We start from the raw sequence: 13,878 nt of genomic DNA on the forward strand, positions 1-13,878 counted from the left end.
GTAAACTTCCTTGACCGCGCTGGCGGCTCGCGCCGGCGCGCTGGCATAGTCGCCCATTGCGACGCCGTCCGTCCGGGCGGCTTCCCCGTCCATCGTCCAGGATCCGCCATGAACCCAGGCCCGCAACGCCCGGCCGATCCCGCCCCGCGCCGCCTGCTGCGCACCGTCGACGTGATGGCGCTGGTGGTCGGCATCGTCATCGGCGCCGGCATCTTCAGCGCGCCGGCGCTGGTGGCCGCCAACGCCGGCACGCCGGGGCAGATGCTGGCGGCCTGGCTGCTGGGCGGGCTGATCGCCGTCGCGGGCGCGCTGTGCTACGCCGAACTGGCCACCGCCTACCCCGACGCCGGCGGCGACTACAGCTTTCTGCGCCTGGCCTTCGGCGACCGGCTCTCCTTCCTGTTCGCCTGGGCGCGGCTGACGGTCATCCCCACCGGTTCGATCGCGCTGCTGGGCTATGTGTTCGGCGACTACATGACCCAGGTGTGGCGGATCGGCCCGCACTCGGCGGCGCTGTACGCGGCGCTGATGGTGGCGGCGCTGACCCTGCTCAACATCGCCGGCCTGAAGGCCGGCAAGTGGACGCAGAACGCGCTCACGCTGGTGGAAGTGGGCGGCGTGGCGCTGATCGTCGCGGTCGGGCTGCTGGCCGCGCCGCCCGCCCTGCCCGCGGCCGTGCCCGCCGCGGCGCCGGCCGCCGCCAACTGGGGGCTGGTGCTGATCTTCGTGATGCTGACCTACGGCGGCTGGAACGAGGCCGCCTACGTGTCGGCCGAGGTGACCGGCCCCGGCCGCAGCCTGCCGCGCGCGCTGTTCTGGAGCCTGGCGCTCATCACCCTGCTCTATCTGCTGGTCAACGCGGCCTACCTGAGGATGCTGGGGCTGGCCGGCATGGCGGCCTCCGACGCCATCGCCGCCGACATGATGCGCCTGGTGTTCGGCGAGCCCGGGGCAAGGCTGATCGCGGCGCTGATCGCCGTCTCGGCGCTGACCTCGGCCAACGCCACCATCCTGGCCGGCGCCCGCACCACCTATGCCTTCGGCCGCGACACGCCGATGTTCGCGCCGCTGGGCCGCTGGAACCTGCGCCGCGACACGCCGGCCGCCGCGCTGTGGGTGCAGGGCGCGGTCGCGCTGGCGCTGGTGGCGCTGGGCGCGGTCACCCGCAGCGGCTTCGCCACGATGGTGGAATACACCGCGCCGGTGTTCTGGCTGTTCTTCGTGCTGACCGGCGTGTCGCTGTTCGTGCTGCGCCGGCGCATGCCCGGCGCGGCGCGGCCGTTCAGGGTGCCGCTGTATCCGTTCACGCCGCTGGTGTTCTGCGCCACCAGCGCCTACCTGCTGTACGCCAGCGTGCGCCATACCGGCATCGGCGCCATCGCCGGCCTGGCCGTGCTGGCGGCCGGCGCCCTGCTGCTGCTGGCGCGCCCGGACGCGGCGCGCACCCACGGCGCGCCATGGGTTCCGACCCGGCAAGGAGATCCCTCATGAATCCGGCTTCCCCCCGCGCCCTGTGGCGCGCCGCGCTGCTCGCCGTGGCCCTGGCGCTCGGCGCCGCGGGCTGCGCGGGCGGCGGACGCTATCTGCGCAGCCCCGACGTCATGTACGTGCCGACGCCGCAGTCGGTGGTCGACGCGATGCTCGACGTGGCCAAGGTCGGCCCGGGCGACGTGCTGTACGACCTGGGCTCGGGCGACGGCCGCATCCCCGTCACCGCGGCCCGCCGCTTCGGCATCCGCGCGGTGGGCTTCGACATCGACGCGCAGCGGATCCGCGAGGCCAATGCCAACGCCGCCCAGGCCGGCGTGGCCGACAAGGTGAAATTCATCCAGGCCGATCTGTTCGAGCAGGATCTGTCGGAAGCCACCGTCATCACGCTGTACCTGCTGCCGGCGCTGAACATGAAGCTGCGGCCCAAGCTGCTGGCGCTCAAGCCCGGCACCCGCATCGTCTCGCATGCCTTCGACATGGAAGAGTGGCAGCCCGACCGGGTACTGACGGTCGACGGCGAACGGATCTATTTCTGGACGGTGCCGGCCTCGGGCGGCGCGCCGTCCGGCCATTCGTGAACGCTCTGCAGCCGGCCCGCGTTGTCGTAGGTGGCCTCGGCGCGTAGCCGCCCGCTGCGGTCGTACTGGCGGTGCACGCCGGTGGGCAGGCGATCCTGCCGGCGCGTGATCACGTAGCTGCCCTGCGCGGCCGGCGTGCCGTCGTCGTAGAAGTCTTCCACCGTTACCGTCTGCACGTCGCCCTCGTACTGGTAGGTGGAAGTGCGGCGCGGCGAGCCGTTCAGGTAGAAAGTGCGCTCCACCGCGAGCTGGCCGTCGAGCCAGCGCCGCTCGCTGGTCATCACGCCGGTGGTCTCGTGGAACAGCTGTTCGGACTCCTTGACCAGCGTGTCGCCCTGGCGCGCCCAGCGCTCTTCGCGGATCCGCACGCCCGATTCGGCATAGCTGCGCTCGCGCCGCTCCGGCGGGCCGAATTCGGTTTCGGTGGACAGCTTGCCGTCGGGCCAGTAGGTGGACATCTGCAGCCGCTTGCCGGCCAGGTAGCTGACCTTCGCATGCAGCACGCCGCCGGGCAGGTACAGGTTCACCACCGACACCTTGCCGCGGTGGCCGCACAGCCGGGCGTCGTCGACCACGCTGCCCAGCACCGGCCGGTCGGCGCAGCGGATGTCGGTCAGCAGGCCCTGGTCGCCGTACTGCACGAAGGCCTCTTCCAGCCCGGCCGGGCCGTAGGCCGCCACCCGCTTGAGCCGGCCGTCGGGATAGTAAGTGATGCCGATGCCGGTGGCGCGGCCGTCGACGTAGGTTTCGTCGCGCAGCACCTGCCCCGATTCGGAAAACTCGCGCGCGCGGCCGTCGCGGCGGCCCTTGTCGTCGATCTGGTATTCGAGCACCGGCTTGCCGTTGCGGTAGACGCGGACCAGGCCGACCTGCTTGCCGCCGCTCAGCTCCTGCTCGCGCAGCAGTTGGCCGGTATCGTGGTCGACGCAGCGCATCAGCCCCGAACGGCCGGCGATGCCATGGCCGTTGAACGGATTGACCGCCACCCCGTCCACCTCGCAATCCTGCGCCGCCGCGGCCGGCACGGACGGCAGGACCAGCAACCAGCAGAGCAGACGGGCGAAGCGGAAAAGCTTGGACATGAACGGAGCCTGAAGAGCGGGCGCCGGCCGGCGCCCGGCCCCGCACCGGCCATCCTACCTTAAGCTTCCTGTATGCAAGCTGAGCGGCCCCTTGCGTCGCGCCCCGCCAGCCCAACTGCCATCCCGGATGCGGCGGATCCGGCTCCGCCGGTCCGCCCGCATCGCCCCAGGGGGGCGCGCGAGGCACGTAGGGGGGTCAATGCGCTGCCCATTGGATGGACTCGAGGTCGATGCCTTCCTGCACCATTTCCCACAGCGGGCTGAGTTCGCGCAGCTTGCCGACCTTGGACTTGACCAGCTCGACCACGAAATCGACCTCCTGCTCGGTGGTGAAGCGGCCGAGCGTGAAGCGGATCGAGCTGTGCGCCAGTTCGTCGCTGCGGCCCAGCGCGCGCAGCACGAACGAGGGCTCCAGCGAGGCCGAGGTGCAGGCCGAGCCCGACGACACGGCCACGTCCTTGATCGCCATGATCAGCGACTCGCCCTCGACGTAGTTGAAACTCACGTTCAGGTTGTGCGGCACGCGGTGCTCGAGGCTGCCGTTGACGTAGACCTCGGGGATCTCGCTCAGCCCGGCCAGCAGGCGGTCGCGCAGGCGGCCCACGCGCCGCGCCTCGTCCGCCATTTCCAGCCTGGCCAGGCGGAAGGCCTCGCCCATGCCGACGATCTGGTGCGTGGCCAGCGTGCCCGAGCGCATGCCGCGCTCGTGGCCGCCGCCGTGCATCTGGGCCTCGATCCGCACGCGCGGCTTGCGCCGCACGTACAGTGCGCCGATGCCCTTGGGGCCGTACAGCTTGTGCGCGGTAACGGTGAGCAGGTCCACGCCCAGGGCCTGCACGTCGACGGGGATCTTGCCGGCGGCCTGCACCGCATCGCAGTGGAACAGCACGCCGCGCTCGCGGCACAGGCGCGCCATGGCCGCGATGTCCTGGATCACGCCGATCTCGTTGTTGACCATCATGACGGATACCAGGATGGTGTCCGGGCGGATGGCGGCTGCCAGCCGCTCCAGCGGCACCAGGCCGTCGGGGTCGACGTCCAGATAGGTGGCCGAGAAGCCCTGGCGCTCCAGCTCGCGCACGGTATCGAGCACCGCCTTGTGCTCGGTCTTGACGGTGATCACGTGCTGGCCCTTGCCGCGGTAGAAATGGGCCGCGCCCTTGATCGCCAGGTTGTTGCCTTCGGTGGCGCCGGAGGTCCAGACGATCTCGCGCGGGTCGGCGTTGAGCAGCGCGGCGACGTGGCCGCGCGCGGCCTCGACGGCTTCTTCGGCCGCCCAGCCGTAGGCGTGGCTGCGCGAGGCCGGGTTGCCGAATTGTTCGTACAGATAGGGCACCATCGCGTCGACCACCCGGGGGTCGACCGGCGTGGTGGCGCTGTAGTCCATGTAGACAGGCAGGCGCAATGGAGTCTGGGGCATGTTCTGATCCTGGTGTAGCCGGCGGTTCCGCCAATGGCCGCCATGGTAGCCCGCCCGGCCCCGGCATAAGGTAATACCCCGGCTGGCAGCGTTGAAAAACCGGCCCGCCCGCCCTGTGTGGCATGCTCGCCACAGCCTGCCCGCCGGCCAGGCGCGGCCGCGCGCTTGCTCCCGTCATTCCCCCAGCCAGCGGCCCTCCAGCCACGACCCCGAGACCACCGCCCGCCGCGCCTCGCGCACCAGCAGCTCGAGCGCGCAGCGCACGGGCCGCGCCGTGGGCCGTCCGGCCGGCAGCGCCAGCACGATGGTGCGCGCAAGCGCCGGATCGGCCAGCGGGGCGCCGCGCAGCTTGCCGCTGCGCAGGTCGTCGGCCACCGCGATCGGCGGCAGGACGGTCAGCCCCTGGCCGCCCAGCACCAGGCTGCGCTGCACGCTCAGGGCATTGGTTTCGACCGCGATGTCGAGCGCGACGTTGGCCACGGCGCAGGCATGGTCGACCAGCGTGCGGATGCCGTGCGGCGCGCTGGGCAGCACCAGCCGGCGGCCGGCCAGTCCGGCCAGCGGCACCGGACGCGACGGCCGCAGGCCGCTGCGCGGCGGGCCGATGACCCACAAGGGCTCTTCGATCAGCGGCGACGTCTGGATATCGGCCGAGCGCCGGATGCCATAGAGCAGCGCCGCGTCCACCTCTCCCGATTGCAGCCATTGCAGCAGCGTGCCCGCATAGCCCATGGCGATGCAGACGCGGATGCCGGGGTACTCGGCGGCGACCGCCGAGGCGAAGGCGCTGGACAGCATGTCGATGCTGCTGGGCAGGAGGCCCAGCGTGACCAGGCCGCTGACGCCTTCGTCCACTCCGGCGATCTCGGCCCGGGCGCGGTCCAGCTCCAGCAGGGCCCGGCGCGCGTGTTCCGCCAGCGCCTGGCCCGCCCGGGTCAGGCTCATGCCGTAGCGCTCGCGCTCGAACAGCGGCGCGCCGACGTCGTCCTCCAGCAGGCGGATCTGCCTCGACACCGCGGGCTGCACCAGATGCAGCATGCGGGCCGCCCGGGTCACGTTACCGGTTTCGGCCACCGCCAGGAAGGCGCGAAGCTGCTTGAGATCCATGGATGAATACCCCGATGACGAACTGTGATTGCTCCATGCCAATTTTCTATTTCTGGCCGGATCGGATCAGATTTTATGATTCCTTGGTCCTCCACCTCCTCCACCCTTCCCGGCCCCATCCATGAGTCCATCGCATCCGGCCGCGCCGGCCTGGCAGGAAGCCATCTTCAGAATCCTCAAGCAGGGCGGCGTGCGGCAGATCGCCTACGTGCCCGACGCCGGCCACGCCCACCTCATCCGCAGCGCCATCGCCGATCCCGACATCGAAGACATCGTCCTGACCACCGAGGAAGAAGGCGTGGCCCTGGCCGGCGGCGCCTGGCTGGGCGGCCAGCGCGCGGCGCTGCTGATGCAGAGCAGCGGCGTGGGCAATTGCGTGAACATGTTCTCGCTGCTGCAGGCGGCCGACTTTCCTTTCTTCGCGCTGGTGACCATGCGCGGCGAATACGCGGAGTTCAACCCGTGGCAAGGCCCGATGGGCAGGGCCACCCAGGGCGCGCTGGAGCTGATGGGCATCCATGTGCTGCGCGTGTCGCGCGCCGAGGAAACGGAAGAGATCGTGAGCGCCGGCTTCGACGCCGCCTTCGAGGCGGGCGGCAAGGTCGCCGTGCTGCTGGGCCAGAACCTGATCGGGCGCAAGAAATGGACAAGCCATTGACGGCCCCGGCCGCGCACGGCCGGCGCGCCGACCGCCGGGCCTTCGTCGCCCGGCTGCTGGCGGGCGTGCCCGATGCCCTGGTGGTGGCCGGCCTGGGCTCGGCCTCCTACGACGTTTTCGCCGCGGGCGACCGCGACCGGAACTATTATCTGTGGGGCGCCATGGGCGGCTGCGTGCCGCTGGCGCTGGGGCTGGCGCTGGCCCGGCGCGGCGAGTCGGTGGTGGCGATCACCGGCGACGGCGAACAGCTCATGGGAATCGGCAGCCTGGCCACGGTGGGCGCCAAGCAGCCTCGCAACCTCACCATCGTCGTGCTCGACAACGCCCATTTCGGCGAAACCGGCATGCAGCGCAGCCACTCCGGCCTGGGCACCGACCTGGCCGCCGTGGCCCGCGGCTTCGGCATCGCCGACGCCTTCGCCGCCGACGGCCTGGACGCCTGCGACGACATCGCCCGCCGCATCCGGGCGCGCCAGGGCGTGGCCTTCGCCCAGGTCTTGATCGAGGCCGACGAACCGCCGCGCGCGCTGCCGCCGCGCGACGGCCCATTCATCAAGAACCGCTTCCGGGCCGCGCTGGGCCTGCAGCCGATATAGCCGCGCCTGCGCGGCCGGGCCCGAGCCCGGCCCTGGCGCGCTCGTTTTGAAGATGCCGGGGCTGCGCTCCCCGGGACCACAGGAGACCCCATGCGCATCGCCATCGCGGACGACTACCAGGATTGCGTCAGAAGCCTGGATTGCTTTTCATTGCTGGCCGGCCATGACGTGACCGTGTTCCGCACCGCGTCGCGCAGCCGCGCCGAGCTGGCCGGGCGGCTGCGCGACGCCGACGCGGTGGTCGTGGTCAGGGAGCGCATCGCCATCGACGCCGATCTGCTGGCCGCCCTGCCCCGGCTCAGGCTGGTCGCCCTGGTGGGCCGGCACAGCAAGCTGATCGACTACGCCGCCTGCACCCAGGCCGGGGTGATCGTCACCAACGGCGTCGAATCCTCGCCGATCGCGCCGGCGGAACTGACGATGGCGCTGATCCTGGCCTCGCGCCGCAACGTGGTGACCGAGGCCGCCCGCATGAAGGTGGGGATGTGGCCCGCCACGCTGTCCTATCGGCTCGCCGGCTCCACGCTCGGGATCTTCGGGCTGGGCGCGATCGGCTCGCTGGTCGCCCGGGCCGGCGCCGGCCTGGGCATGCGGATACTGGTGTGGGGCGGCGAATCCTCGCGCGGGCGCGCGGCCGAAGAAGGCTACGAGGTCGCCGCCTCGAAGGCGGAATTCTTCCAGCGCGCCGACGTGCTCTCCATGCACCTGCGCTACAGCCCGCGGTCGGCGAATTCGGTCACCCGCGCCGATCTCGCGCTGATGAAGCCGTCGGCGCTGTTCGTCAACACCGCGCGCGCGGAGCTGGTCGAAAGCGGCGCGCTCGAAGCCGCGCTGGCGGCGGGCCGGCCGGGCTTTGCCGCGGTCGACGTGTATGAAGACGAGCCGGTGCTGGACGGCAATCACCCCTTGCTGGAAATGGACAACGCGCTGTGCCTGCCCCACCTCGGCTGGGCGGACCGCGAAACGTTCGAGCTCTATTTCGGCGAGGCGTTCGAGCAGGTGCGGCGCTATGCGTCCGGAGAGGAACTGCGCGTCGTCAACAAGGAGGTTCTGGGCCGAGACAAGTAGTCCGACAGGCACGACGAAAACACAGGAGACGCAAAATGATCGAAGGCAGGATGCGGCCGCTCGGCCGCAGGGGGATGGCTGCGCTCATTCTCCACGCAGTGCTGGGTTTTGCGGGCGCGCATGCGCAATCCTATCCGGCCCGCGCGGTACGCATCATCGTGCCGCAGGCGCCGGGCTCCTCCGCCGACGCCATCGCGCGCATGGTGGCCACCAAGCTGGGCGAAAAATGGCCCGCCGCCGTCGTCGTGGAGAACCGGCCGGGCGCCAACGGCAACGTCGGGATGGACGCCGTGGCCAAGTCCGCGCCCGACGGCTACACGCTGGGGCTGGCCGTGCCGAGCACGATGACGGTCAACCCGCTGGTCTACAAGACGATGCCGTTCAAGCCGCAGGAAGACCTGGCGGCGGTTTCGCAGCTGACCGCGATCACGTTCGGCATGTTCGCCAATCCCCAGCTGCCCGCCCGGACGCCGGCCGAGCTGGTGGCCTATGCGAAGACCCGGCCGCAAGGCCTGAACTTCAGCTCGGCCGGGGTTGGCAACCTCGGCCACCTGGCGGCCGAGCTGTTCGCGGCGCAGACCGGCGTGCCGATGACCCACGTGCCGAACAAGGGCGACACGCCCGGCCTGATGGACGTGATGTCGGGCCAGACCGACGCCATGTTCGCGCCGCTGCCGTCGGGCGTCAGCTTCGTCCAGGGCGGCCGGCTCAGGTTGCTGGCGATCGCCTCGCCGCGGCGCTCGCCGCTGTTTCCCGAGGTGCCGACGCTGGGCGAATCCGGCATCCCGAACGTCGTGACCGAAGGCTGGACCGGCCTGGTCGTCCCCGCCGGCACGCCGCCCGCGACGATCGCGATCATCCAGAAGGCCGTGGCCGGCGTGCTGGCCGACCCCGAGGTGGCCGAGGCGATCCGCAAACAGGGATTCGACGTCGCCGGGTCCACCAGCGAGCAATTCGCCACGCTGATGCGCCAGGAGTCGAAGAAGTGGAGCGACCTGATCGCGGCGCGCAGCCTGAAGCTGGGCGATTGACGGCGCCCTGGGCTCGGCCGCTACCAGACGAGCGGATCGCGCGGATGGCGGGTGAGCAGTTCCCAGCCCGTCTCGGTAACCAGCACCATGTCGCCGATCATCGCGCCGCCCACGTCCGGCACGAACAGATGGGGATGGAGCTCGAGCAGCATGCCCGGCAGCGCCTCCACCGGCTCGCGCGGCCGGCCGTCCTTTTCCCAGGCATTGGGGAAGGCCTGGCTGGCGACGGGGTCTTCGTAGGCGTAGCCCAGGCCGTGGCCCGAGCGCGTGCGGCGCACTTCGCCCTCGGCGTAATGGCGGTGCAGCACCGTGTCCATCGCGTCGTCGACCCGGCATAAATCCTCGCCCGGCCGCAGCGCGTCGAGCGCGGCGTCGAACATGTCGCGGCAGATGCCGTACAGCCGGCTCTGCGCCGGCGTCGGGCCGCCCACCGTGCCGGTCCGCACGGCATGGCCCCAGTGGCCGTCGACAGTCAGCATCACGCCGGCCAGCAGCTGGTCGCCCGGCCGCGGCCCGCGCAGGCCTTCGTCCAGGTTGTAGCGGAAGAAGTCGGCCGCCGGCGCGACCGTCAGCCAGGTATCGCAGTAGTCGCAGCCGGCATCGCGCGCGGCATGGGCCATCGCGGCCTGCAGCCGGTAGCCGGGCAGGCCGGCGGGCACGGCCCGCGCCAGCGCGTCGAACACGGCGTCGCAGGCGGCGGCCGCGGCGCGGTGGAAGGCCAGTTCGGCGGCGCCCTTGCGCACGCGGTGCCGGGCGATGCGGCGGTCGAAATCGAACACCCAGTCGATGTCCGGCAGGGCCACCGCCTGCCAGACCGGCGCCGGCGTCTCGTCGTAGCCGAGCCAGGCGATGCGCCGGCCCGCCTCCCGCAGCAACGGCGCAGCGTGGCGGCCGAAGTCGCGCGGCGCCACGTGGCGCACGTCGTCGAACCACAGGCGGCTTTCGGCGGTGCGCGGCCGCATGTGGAATTTGCGGCCGGTCAGCAGCGATGGCGGCCGGCCCGGCCGCAGCACCAGCAGCGAAGGCGTATTGACGCCGTCGAAATCGCACAGGAAACGCAGCCAGGCATGCGCGCCGGCCTGGTTGCCCAGCGCGCTGCCGGGCGCATAGACGGCCAGCGCCGAGATGCTGGCCGCCACGAGGTCCGCTTCCACGGCCGCCACGCGCTGCCGCAGCAGGGCGGAATCGATACGGTCCATGTCCCGGCTCCCGCCGCCCGTCAAGGCGTGCCGGCCAGCCGGCCCAGGCGCCGCTGGCGCGACTTGACCCGCGGCCGGATCAGCGGCGCCCAGCGGCCCTTGTCCGACTCGGCCTGCCATTGCGGCGTATCGGGCAGGCCGGCCTCGGTCAGGTAGTAGAGCGCCGAATAGAAGAGCCAGCCGCGCTCGTTGGGCTCGTGGTCGCGGAAGCGCACCACGCCCAGCACGCCGGGCACGGTCAGGATGTTGGGAATGTGTTCGGTCTCGTAGATCTCGTTGAACAGCGCCTCGTCCGCCGGATCGATCTCGAAGCTCACCATGTAGAAGTAGCGCGCGCCGGGCGGGTATGCGGGGGTAGTCATCACGGTCGTCCTGGAAGTGCGGGTCATTCGGGCTGGATGCCCGAGTTCTTGATCACCTGGGTGTACTTGGCCAGTTCGCTGCGCACGAAGGCCGTCAGGTTCTCGGGGGTATTGTCGGGCGCGACCTCGGTGCCGAGCTGGCGCAGCCGCTCCTTGACGTCGGGCATGTTGCTGATGCGGTTGATCTCGCGGTTCAGCTTGTCGATGACGGGCGCGGGCGTTCCCGCCGGCGCGTGGATGGAATACCAGCCGTTGGCTTCGAATTCCGGCAGTCCCGCCTCGGCGAAGGTGGGCAGGTCGGGCGCCTCGGGCATCCGCGTCTTGCGGGCGATGGCCAGGCCGCGCACCTTGCCCGTGCTGACGTAGGGCATCAGCGCGGCCGCGGTGTCGATCACCAGGTCCACCTCGTGCGCCATCAGCGCCACGTAGCCGGGGCCTGCGCCCTTGTACGGCACGTGCAGCATCTGCACCCCGGCGACCTGGCTGAACACCATGCCCGAGGTATGCATCACGGAGCCCACGCCGCCGGAGGCGAATTTCAGGTCGCCCGGCCTGGCCTTGGCCAGCTTGATCAGCTCGCCCACCGAATGCGCAGGGACGTCGACGTTGACGGCCAGGATGACGGGCGCGATGCCCAGCAACGCGACCGGCGCGAAATCCTTGATCGGGTCGTAGCCGGGATTGCGGTACAGGTTGGGGCTGACCGCGTGGCTGGCGATCGACGACAGCAGCAGCGTATAGCCGTCGGGCGCGGCGCGGGCCACCTGGGCGGTGGCGATGGTGGTGCCGGCGCCGGGCCGGTTCTCGATCACCACCGCCTGCCCCAGCGACTCGGTCAGCTTCTGGCCGAACAGCCGCGCCAGCGTATCGTTGCCGCCGCCCGGCGCGAACGGCACGATCAGGCGGATGGGCCGGGTCGGATACGCCTGCGCGCGGGCGCCGGGCGCGATTGCGAACATCGACGCGAGCGTCGCGCATGCGAAGACCACCACATTCCTTGCTTTCATAAGGCACCTCTCATCCACGGTTGATAGCGCAGCAATAAACGGTGTGCCTCTTCCCTCCCCCTCGGCGGCGCGGTGCCCGCTCAGGGGCTGGCGGCGATCTGCGCGCCTTCGATGCCGTGGCGCGCCAGCGCGTCGCGCACGAAGCCCGAGCCGCGCGCCCATTCGACGAAGGCGTCGAACGCGGCGCGGGCCTCGGCCGGGCGGCCGGCCGGGATGATCGCCGCCTGCCGGATCACCATGAAGCCGCCGTCCAGCAGGCGCACGCCCGGAAAGCGCGGCAGGTCGGCTTCCAGCTGCTGGCGGATGCCGGCGCCGGCGGCGTGCCCGCCGGCCACCATGTCCTCGACCACCTGTTCGGACAGCGGTACCCGCAGCAGCCGCGCATGCCGCAGATGGCGGGTCAGGAACAGGTCGTAGGCGCTCTCCAGGCCCACGACCACGTCGATGCCCGGGCTGTCCACCTGTTCGTTGCGCTCGATCGGCGAGCCCGGCGGCACCACGTAGGAGCCGATGATCTCCAGGTAGGCGCCGGTGAAATGGATGCCCTCGGCCCGGCCCGGGTCGATCGCCATGAAGCCGATGTCGGCGGCGCCGCCGGTGACCGCGGCAAGCGATTCGGCGGCGGAGCGGTACTGGCCGAACTCGGCCGCCACGCCCAGGCGGCGGGCGAACTCGTGGCTCAGGTCCACCGCCACGCCGGCCGGCGCGGGGGCGCCGCCGCGGCTGCCGGTCAGGATGGGATTGCCCATGTTGAGGGCGACGCGCAGCGCGCCGGTGGGCGCCACGGCGGCCACGAGGGCGCGGGTTATGGGAATGGCGTCCATGGTCGGCCTGTGGCTCCTGGCGATGGGTAGGGGGAGGCGGGCGCCGCGCCGTCCGGCGGCAGGCGAAGGTGCCAATCGGTGAGCGCCTGGTAGCGGTGGGCGATGGCCAACAGCAGGTCGGCGCCGCCGCTGCCGGCGGCGATCTGGATGCCGATAGGCAAGCCCTGGTCGTCGAAGCCGCAGGGCAGCGCGATGCCGCACACGTCCAGCAGATTGAGCATGCGGGTGAAACGGATCGGCGGATCGAGATGATCCGCCCCGTCCAGCGCCACCGCGGTGGCGGGCGTGGCGGGCGTGACCACGGCGTCGAAGGCGGCCGCCGCCGCGGCCCGGTACGTGGCCTGCCACCGTTCGCGGGCACGCAGCGCGTCGATGTAGGCAGTGGCGGGGATGCGCGCGCCGGCCAGCAGGCGCCGGCGTACCGGTTCGTCGATCGGCTGCCCGGCGTCGGCCGCCAGCCTGCCATGTTCGGCGGCGCCTTCGGCCAGCATGATGGTACTGGTGACATCCGCCGCTTCGGCGAAGCCGCCGGGCCATGCGGCGGCGACGATGCGGGCGCCGTCGCGCCGCATGGCCTCCAGCGCGGCCTCGTAGGCCTCGCGCACCGGGCCGGCCACGCCTTGCAGGTCGGCCTCGCCCAGCCGGCCCAGCCGGACGCCCTGCAGGTCGCGCGCCTGCGCCAGCTGCGGCAACGCCCGCCCGGCATCGGCGCGGACGGCATCGTAGGCGGCGGCCGCGTCGATGGCGGAACGGGCGAACAGGCCGACGCTATCCAGCGTGCGGCTGAGCGGCAGCACGCCGCGGCGGTCGATGCCGCAGGCCTCCGGCTTGAAGCCGGTGATGCCGCAAAAGGCGGCGGGAACGCGTACGGAACCGCCGGTGTCGGTGCCCAGGGCCAGCGGCGCCATGCCGGCGGCCACGGCCACGGCCGAGCCGCTGCTGGACCCGCCCGGCACGCGGTGGGTGCGCTCGTCCCAGGGATTGCGGGGCGTGCCCATCTGCTCATTGGCGCCCCAGGCGCCCAGCGCGAACTGCACCAGATGGGTCTTGCCGAGAATGATGGCGCCGGCCGCCTGCAGCCGCTCCACCACGGCCGCCGAACGCGACGCGCGGCGGCCCGACCGGGCCGACAGCCCGAAAGTCGTGGGCCGGCCTTCGACCTCGATGGCGTCTTTGACGGCGACCGGCATGCCGTGCAGCGGCCCCAGCCAGGTCCCGGCCCGCAGCAGGCGGTCGGCCTGCTCCGCGGCGGCCAGCGCGCCGTCGGCATAGACCTCGACGAAAGCGCCCAGGCGGCCGTCATCGTCCCGGATGCGCGCCAGGCAGGCCGCCGCCAGATCCACGCAGCTCAGCGCGCCCTCGCGCAGCGCCCGGCTCAGTTCGTACAGCTGCGGAAGGCATGCGCTCTTTGGACTGGCGAGCGGCGCTGCGGGATTGGTCACTGCCGTGGGCTCC

The 13,878-nt window shown here is 71.6% G+C and carries 14 protein-coding genes; 6 read left to right on the plus strand and 8 right to left on the minus strand.

Features of this window, described 5'->3' with window-relative positions; translation table 11 throughout:
• The first annotated feature begins 108 nt into the window (after positions 1-108).
• Positions 109-1,491: an APC family permease gene (locus tag ABD927_RS07600; protein ID WP_345247950.1), complete on the plus strand. Its 1,383-nt coding sequence runs from the start codon at positions 109-111 to the stop codon at positions 1,489-1,491.
• The gene (locus tag ABD927_RS07605; protein WP_345247952.1) at positions 1,488-2,069 is read left to right on the plus strand and encodes an SAM-dependent methyltransferase; all 582 of its coding nucleotides are present in this window, start codon (positions 1,488-1,490) and stop codon (positions 2,067-2,069) included. The genes ABD927_RS07600 and ABD927_RS07605 overlap by 4 nt, the downstream gene beginning before the upstream one ends.
• Here ABD927_RS07605 and ABD927_RS07610 read toward each other — a convergent pair.
• The 3 genes from ABD927_RS07610 to ABD927_RS07620 all read right to left on the minus strand — a co-directional run bounded on the left by ABD927_RS07610 (position 2,018) and on the right by ABD927_RS07620 (position 5,678).
• On the minus strand, positions 2,018-3,151 hold the full coding sequence (locus tag ABD927_RS07610) for a toxin-antitoxin system YwqK family antitoxin (protein ID WP_345247954.1): 1,134 nt from the start codon (positions 3,149-3,151) through the stop codon (positions 2,018-2,020). The two genes, ABD927_RS07605 and ABD927_RS07610, sit on opposite strands and share 52 nt — an antisense overlap.
• A 196-nt stretch (positions 3,152-3,347) precedes the next feature.
• Entirely contained in the window at positions 3,348-4,571 is a 1,224-nt protein-coding gene (locus tag ABD927_RS07615; RefSeq protein ID WP_345247956.1) for an IscS subfamily cysteine desulfurase, read from the minus strand.
• Between the two features lie 174 nt (positions 4,572-4,745).
• Complete coding sequence (locus ABD927_RS07620; protein ID WP_345247959.1) at positions 4,746-5,678, minus strand: LysR family transcriptional regulator; 933 nt, start codon at positions 5,676-5,678, stop codon at positions 4,746-4,748.
• A 121-nt stretch (positions 5,679-5,799) separates the two neighbouring features.
• On the opposite strand from ABD927_RS07620, the gene ABD927_RS07625 reads away from it, so the two are divergent.
• The 4 genes from ABD927_RS07625 (at position 5,800) to ABD927_RS07640 (ending at position 9,031) form a co-directional block, all read left to right on the plus strand.
• Positions 5,800-6,336: a thiamine pyrophosphate-binding protein gene (locus tag ABD927_RS07625; RefSeq protein WP_345247961.1), complete on the plus strand. Its 537-nt coding sequence runs from the start codon at positions 5,800-5,802 to the stop codon at positions 6,334-6,336.
• On the plus strand, positions 6,321-6,932 hold the full coding sequence (locus ABD927_RS07630) for a thiamine pyrophosphate-dependent enzyme (protein ID WP_345247962.1): 612 nt from the start codon (positions 6,321-6,323) through the stop codon (positions 6,930-6,932). Before ABD927_RS07625 ends, ABD927_RS07630 begins: the two co-directional genes overlap by 16 nt.
• Positions 6,933-7,022: 90 nt before the next feature.
• A complete protein-coding gene (locus tag ABD927_RS07635) occupies positions 7,023-8,000 on the plus strand; it encodes a D-2-hydroxyacid dehydrogenase family protein (protein WP_345247964.1) in 978 nt (325 codons plus the stop codon).
• A 35-nt stretch (positions 8,001-8,035) separates the two neighbouring features.
• Positions 8,036-9,031, plus strand: coding sequence for a Bug family tripartite tricarboxylate transporter substrate binding protein (locus ABD927_RS07640; protein WP_345247966.1), 996 nt, complete (start codon positions 8,036-8,038; stop codon positions 9,029-9,031).
• A 20-nt stretch (positions 9,032-9,051) separates the two neighbouring features.
• On the opposite strand, the gene ABD927_RS07645 is transcribed toward ABD927_RS07640, so the two are convergent.
• From ABD927_RS07645 to ABD927_RS07665, 5 genes are all read right to left on the minus strand, one after another.
• Positions 9,052-10,230: a M24 family metallopeptidase gene (locus tag ABD927_RS07645; RefSeq protein ID WP_345247968.1), complete on the minus strand. Its 1,179-nt coding sequence runs from the start codon at positions 10,228-10,230 to the stop codon at positions 9,052-9,054.
• Between the two features lie 20 nt (positions 10,231-10,250).
• Positions 10,251-10,592 carry a hypothetical protein gene (locus ABD927_RS07650; protein WP_345247970.1) on the minus strand — a complete coding sequence of 114 codons (342 nt, stop codon included), beginning with the start codon at positions 10,590-10,592 and terminating at the stop codon, positions 10,251-10,253.
• Between the two features lie 23 nt (positions 10,593-10,615).
• Complete coding sequence (locus ABD927_RS07655; RefSeq protein ID WP_345247972.1) at positions 10,616-11,599, minus strand: Bug family tripartite tricarboxylate transporter substrate binding protein; 984 nt, start codon at positions 11,597-11,599, stop codon at positions 10,616-10,618.
• 80 nt (positions 11,600-11,679) lie between these two features.
• Complete coding sequence (locus tag ABD927_RS07660) at positions 11,680-12,423, minus strand: transporter substrate-binding domain-containing protein (RefSeq protein WP_345247974.1); 744 nt, start codon at positions 12,421-12,423, stop codon at positions 11,680-11,682.
• Entirely contained in the window at positions 12,405-13,865 is a 1,461-nt protein-coding gene (locus ABD927_RS07665; protein WP_345247976.1) for an amidase, read from the minus strand. Before ABD927_RS07665 ends, ABD927_RS07660 begins: the two co-directional genes overlap by 19 nt.
• Between the last annotated feature and the right edge of the window lie 13 nt (positions 13,866-13,878).

Origin of the sequence: Pigmentiphaga soli (assembly GCF_039541095.1) — a bacterium.
Taxonomy (GTDB): domain Bacteria; phylum Pseudomonadota; class Gammaproteobacteria; order Burkholderiales; family Burkholderiaceae_B; genus Pigmentiphaga; species Pigmentiphaga soli.

What these genes read in the sequence shown, in the direction of transcription:
- ABD927_RS07655 (WP_345247972.1), bottom strand. Translation starts at nt 11,599, where the DNA reads ATGAAAGCAAGGAATGTGGTGGTCTTCGCATGCGCGACGCTCGCGTCG.
- ABD927_RS07625 (WP_345247961.1), top strand. Translation starts at nt 5,800, where the DNA reads ATGAGTCCATCGCATCCGGCCGCGCCGGCCTGGCAGGAAGCCATCTTC.
- ABD927_RS07630 (WP_345247962.1), top strand. Translation starts at nt 6,321, where the DNA reads ATGGACAAGCCATTGACGGCCCCGGCCGCGCACGGCCGGCGCGCCGAC.
- ABD927_RS07610 (WP_345247954.1), bottom strand. Translation starts at nt 3,151, where the DNA reads ATGTCCAAGCTTTTCCGCTTCGCCCGTCTGCTCTGCTGGTTGCTGGTC.
- ABD927_RS07650 (WP_345247970.1), bottom strand. Translation starts at nt 10,592, where the DNA reads ATGACTACCCCCGCATACCCGCCCGGCGCGCGCTACTTCTACATGGTG.
- ABD927_RS07620 (WP_345247959.1), bottom strand. Translation starts at nt 5,678, where the DNA reads ATGGATCTCAAGCAGCTTCGCGCCTTCCTGGCGGTGGCCGAAACCGGT.
- ABD927_RS07615 (WP_345247956.1), bottom strand. Translation starts at nt 4,571, where the DNA reads ATGCCCCAGACTCCATTGCGCCTGCCTGTCTACATGGACTACAGCGCC.
- ABD927_RS07660 (WP_345247974.1), bottom strand. Translation starts at nt 12,423, where the DNA reads ATGGACGCCATTCCCATAACCCGCGCCCTCGTGGCCGCCGTGGCGCCC.
- ABD927_RS07635 (WP_345247964.1), top strand. Translation starts at nt 7,023, where the DNA reads ATGCGCATCGCCATCGCGGACGACTACCAGGATTGCGTCAGAAGCCTG.
- ABD927_RS07605 (WP_345247952.1), top strand. Translation starts at nt 1,488, where the DNA reads ATGAATCCGGCTTCCCCCCGCGCCCTGTGGCGCGCCGCGCTGCTCGCC.
- ABD927_RS07640 (WP_345247966.1), top strand. Translation starts at nt 8,036, where the DNA reads ATGATCGAAGGCAGGATGCGGCCGCTCGGCCGCAGGGGGATGGCTGCG.
- ABD927_RS07600 (WP_345247950.1), top strand. Translation starts at nt 109, where the DNA reads ATGAACCCAGGCCCGCAACGCCCGGCCGATCCCGCCCCGCGCCGCCTG.
- ABD927_RS07645 (WP_345247968.1), bottom strand. Translation starts at nt 10,230, where the DNA reads ATGGACCGTATCGATTCCGCCCTGCTGCGGCAGCGCGTGGCGGCCGTG.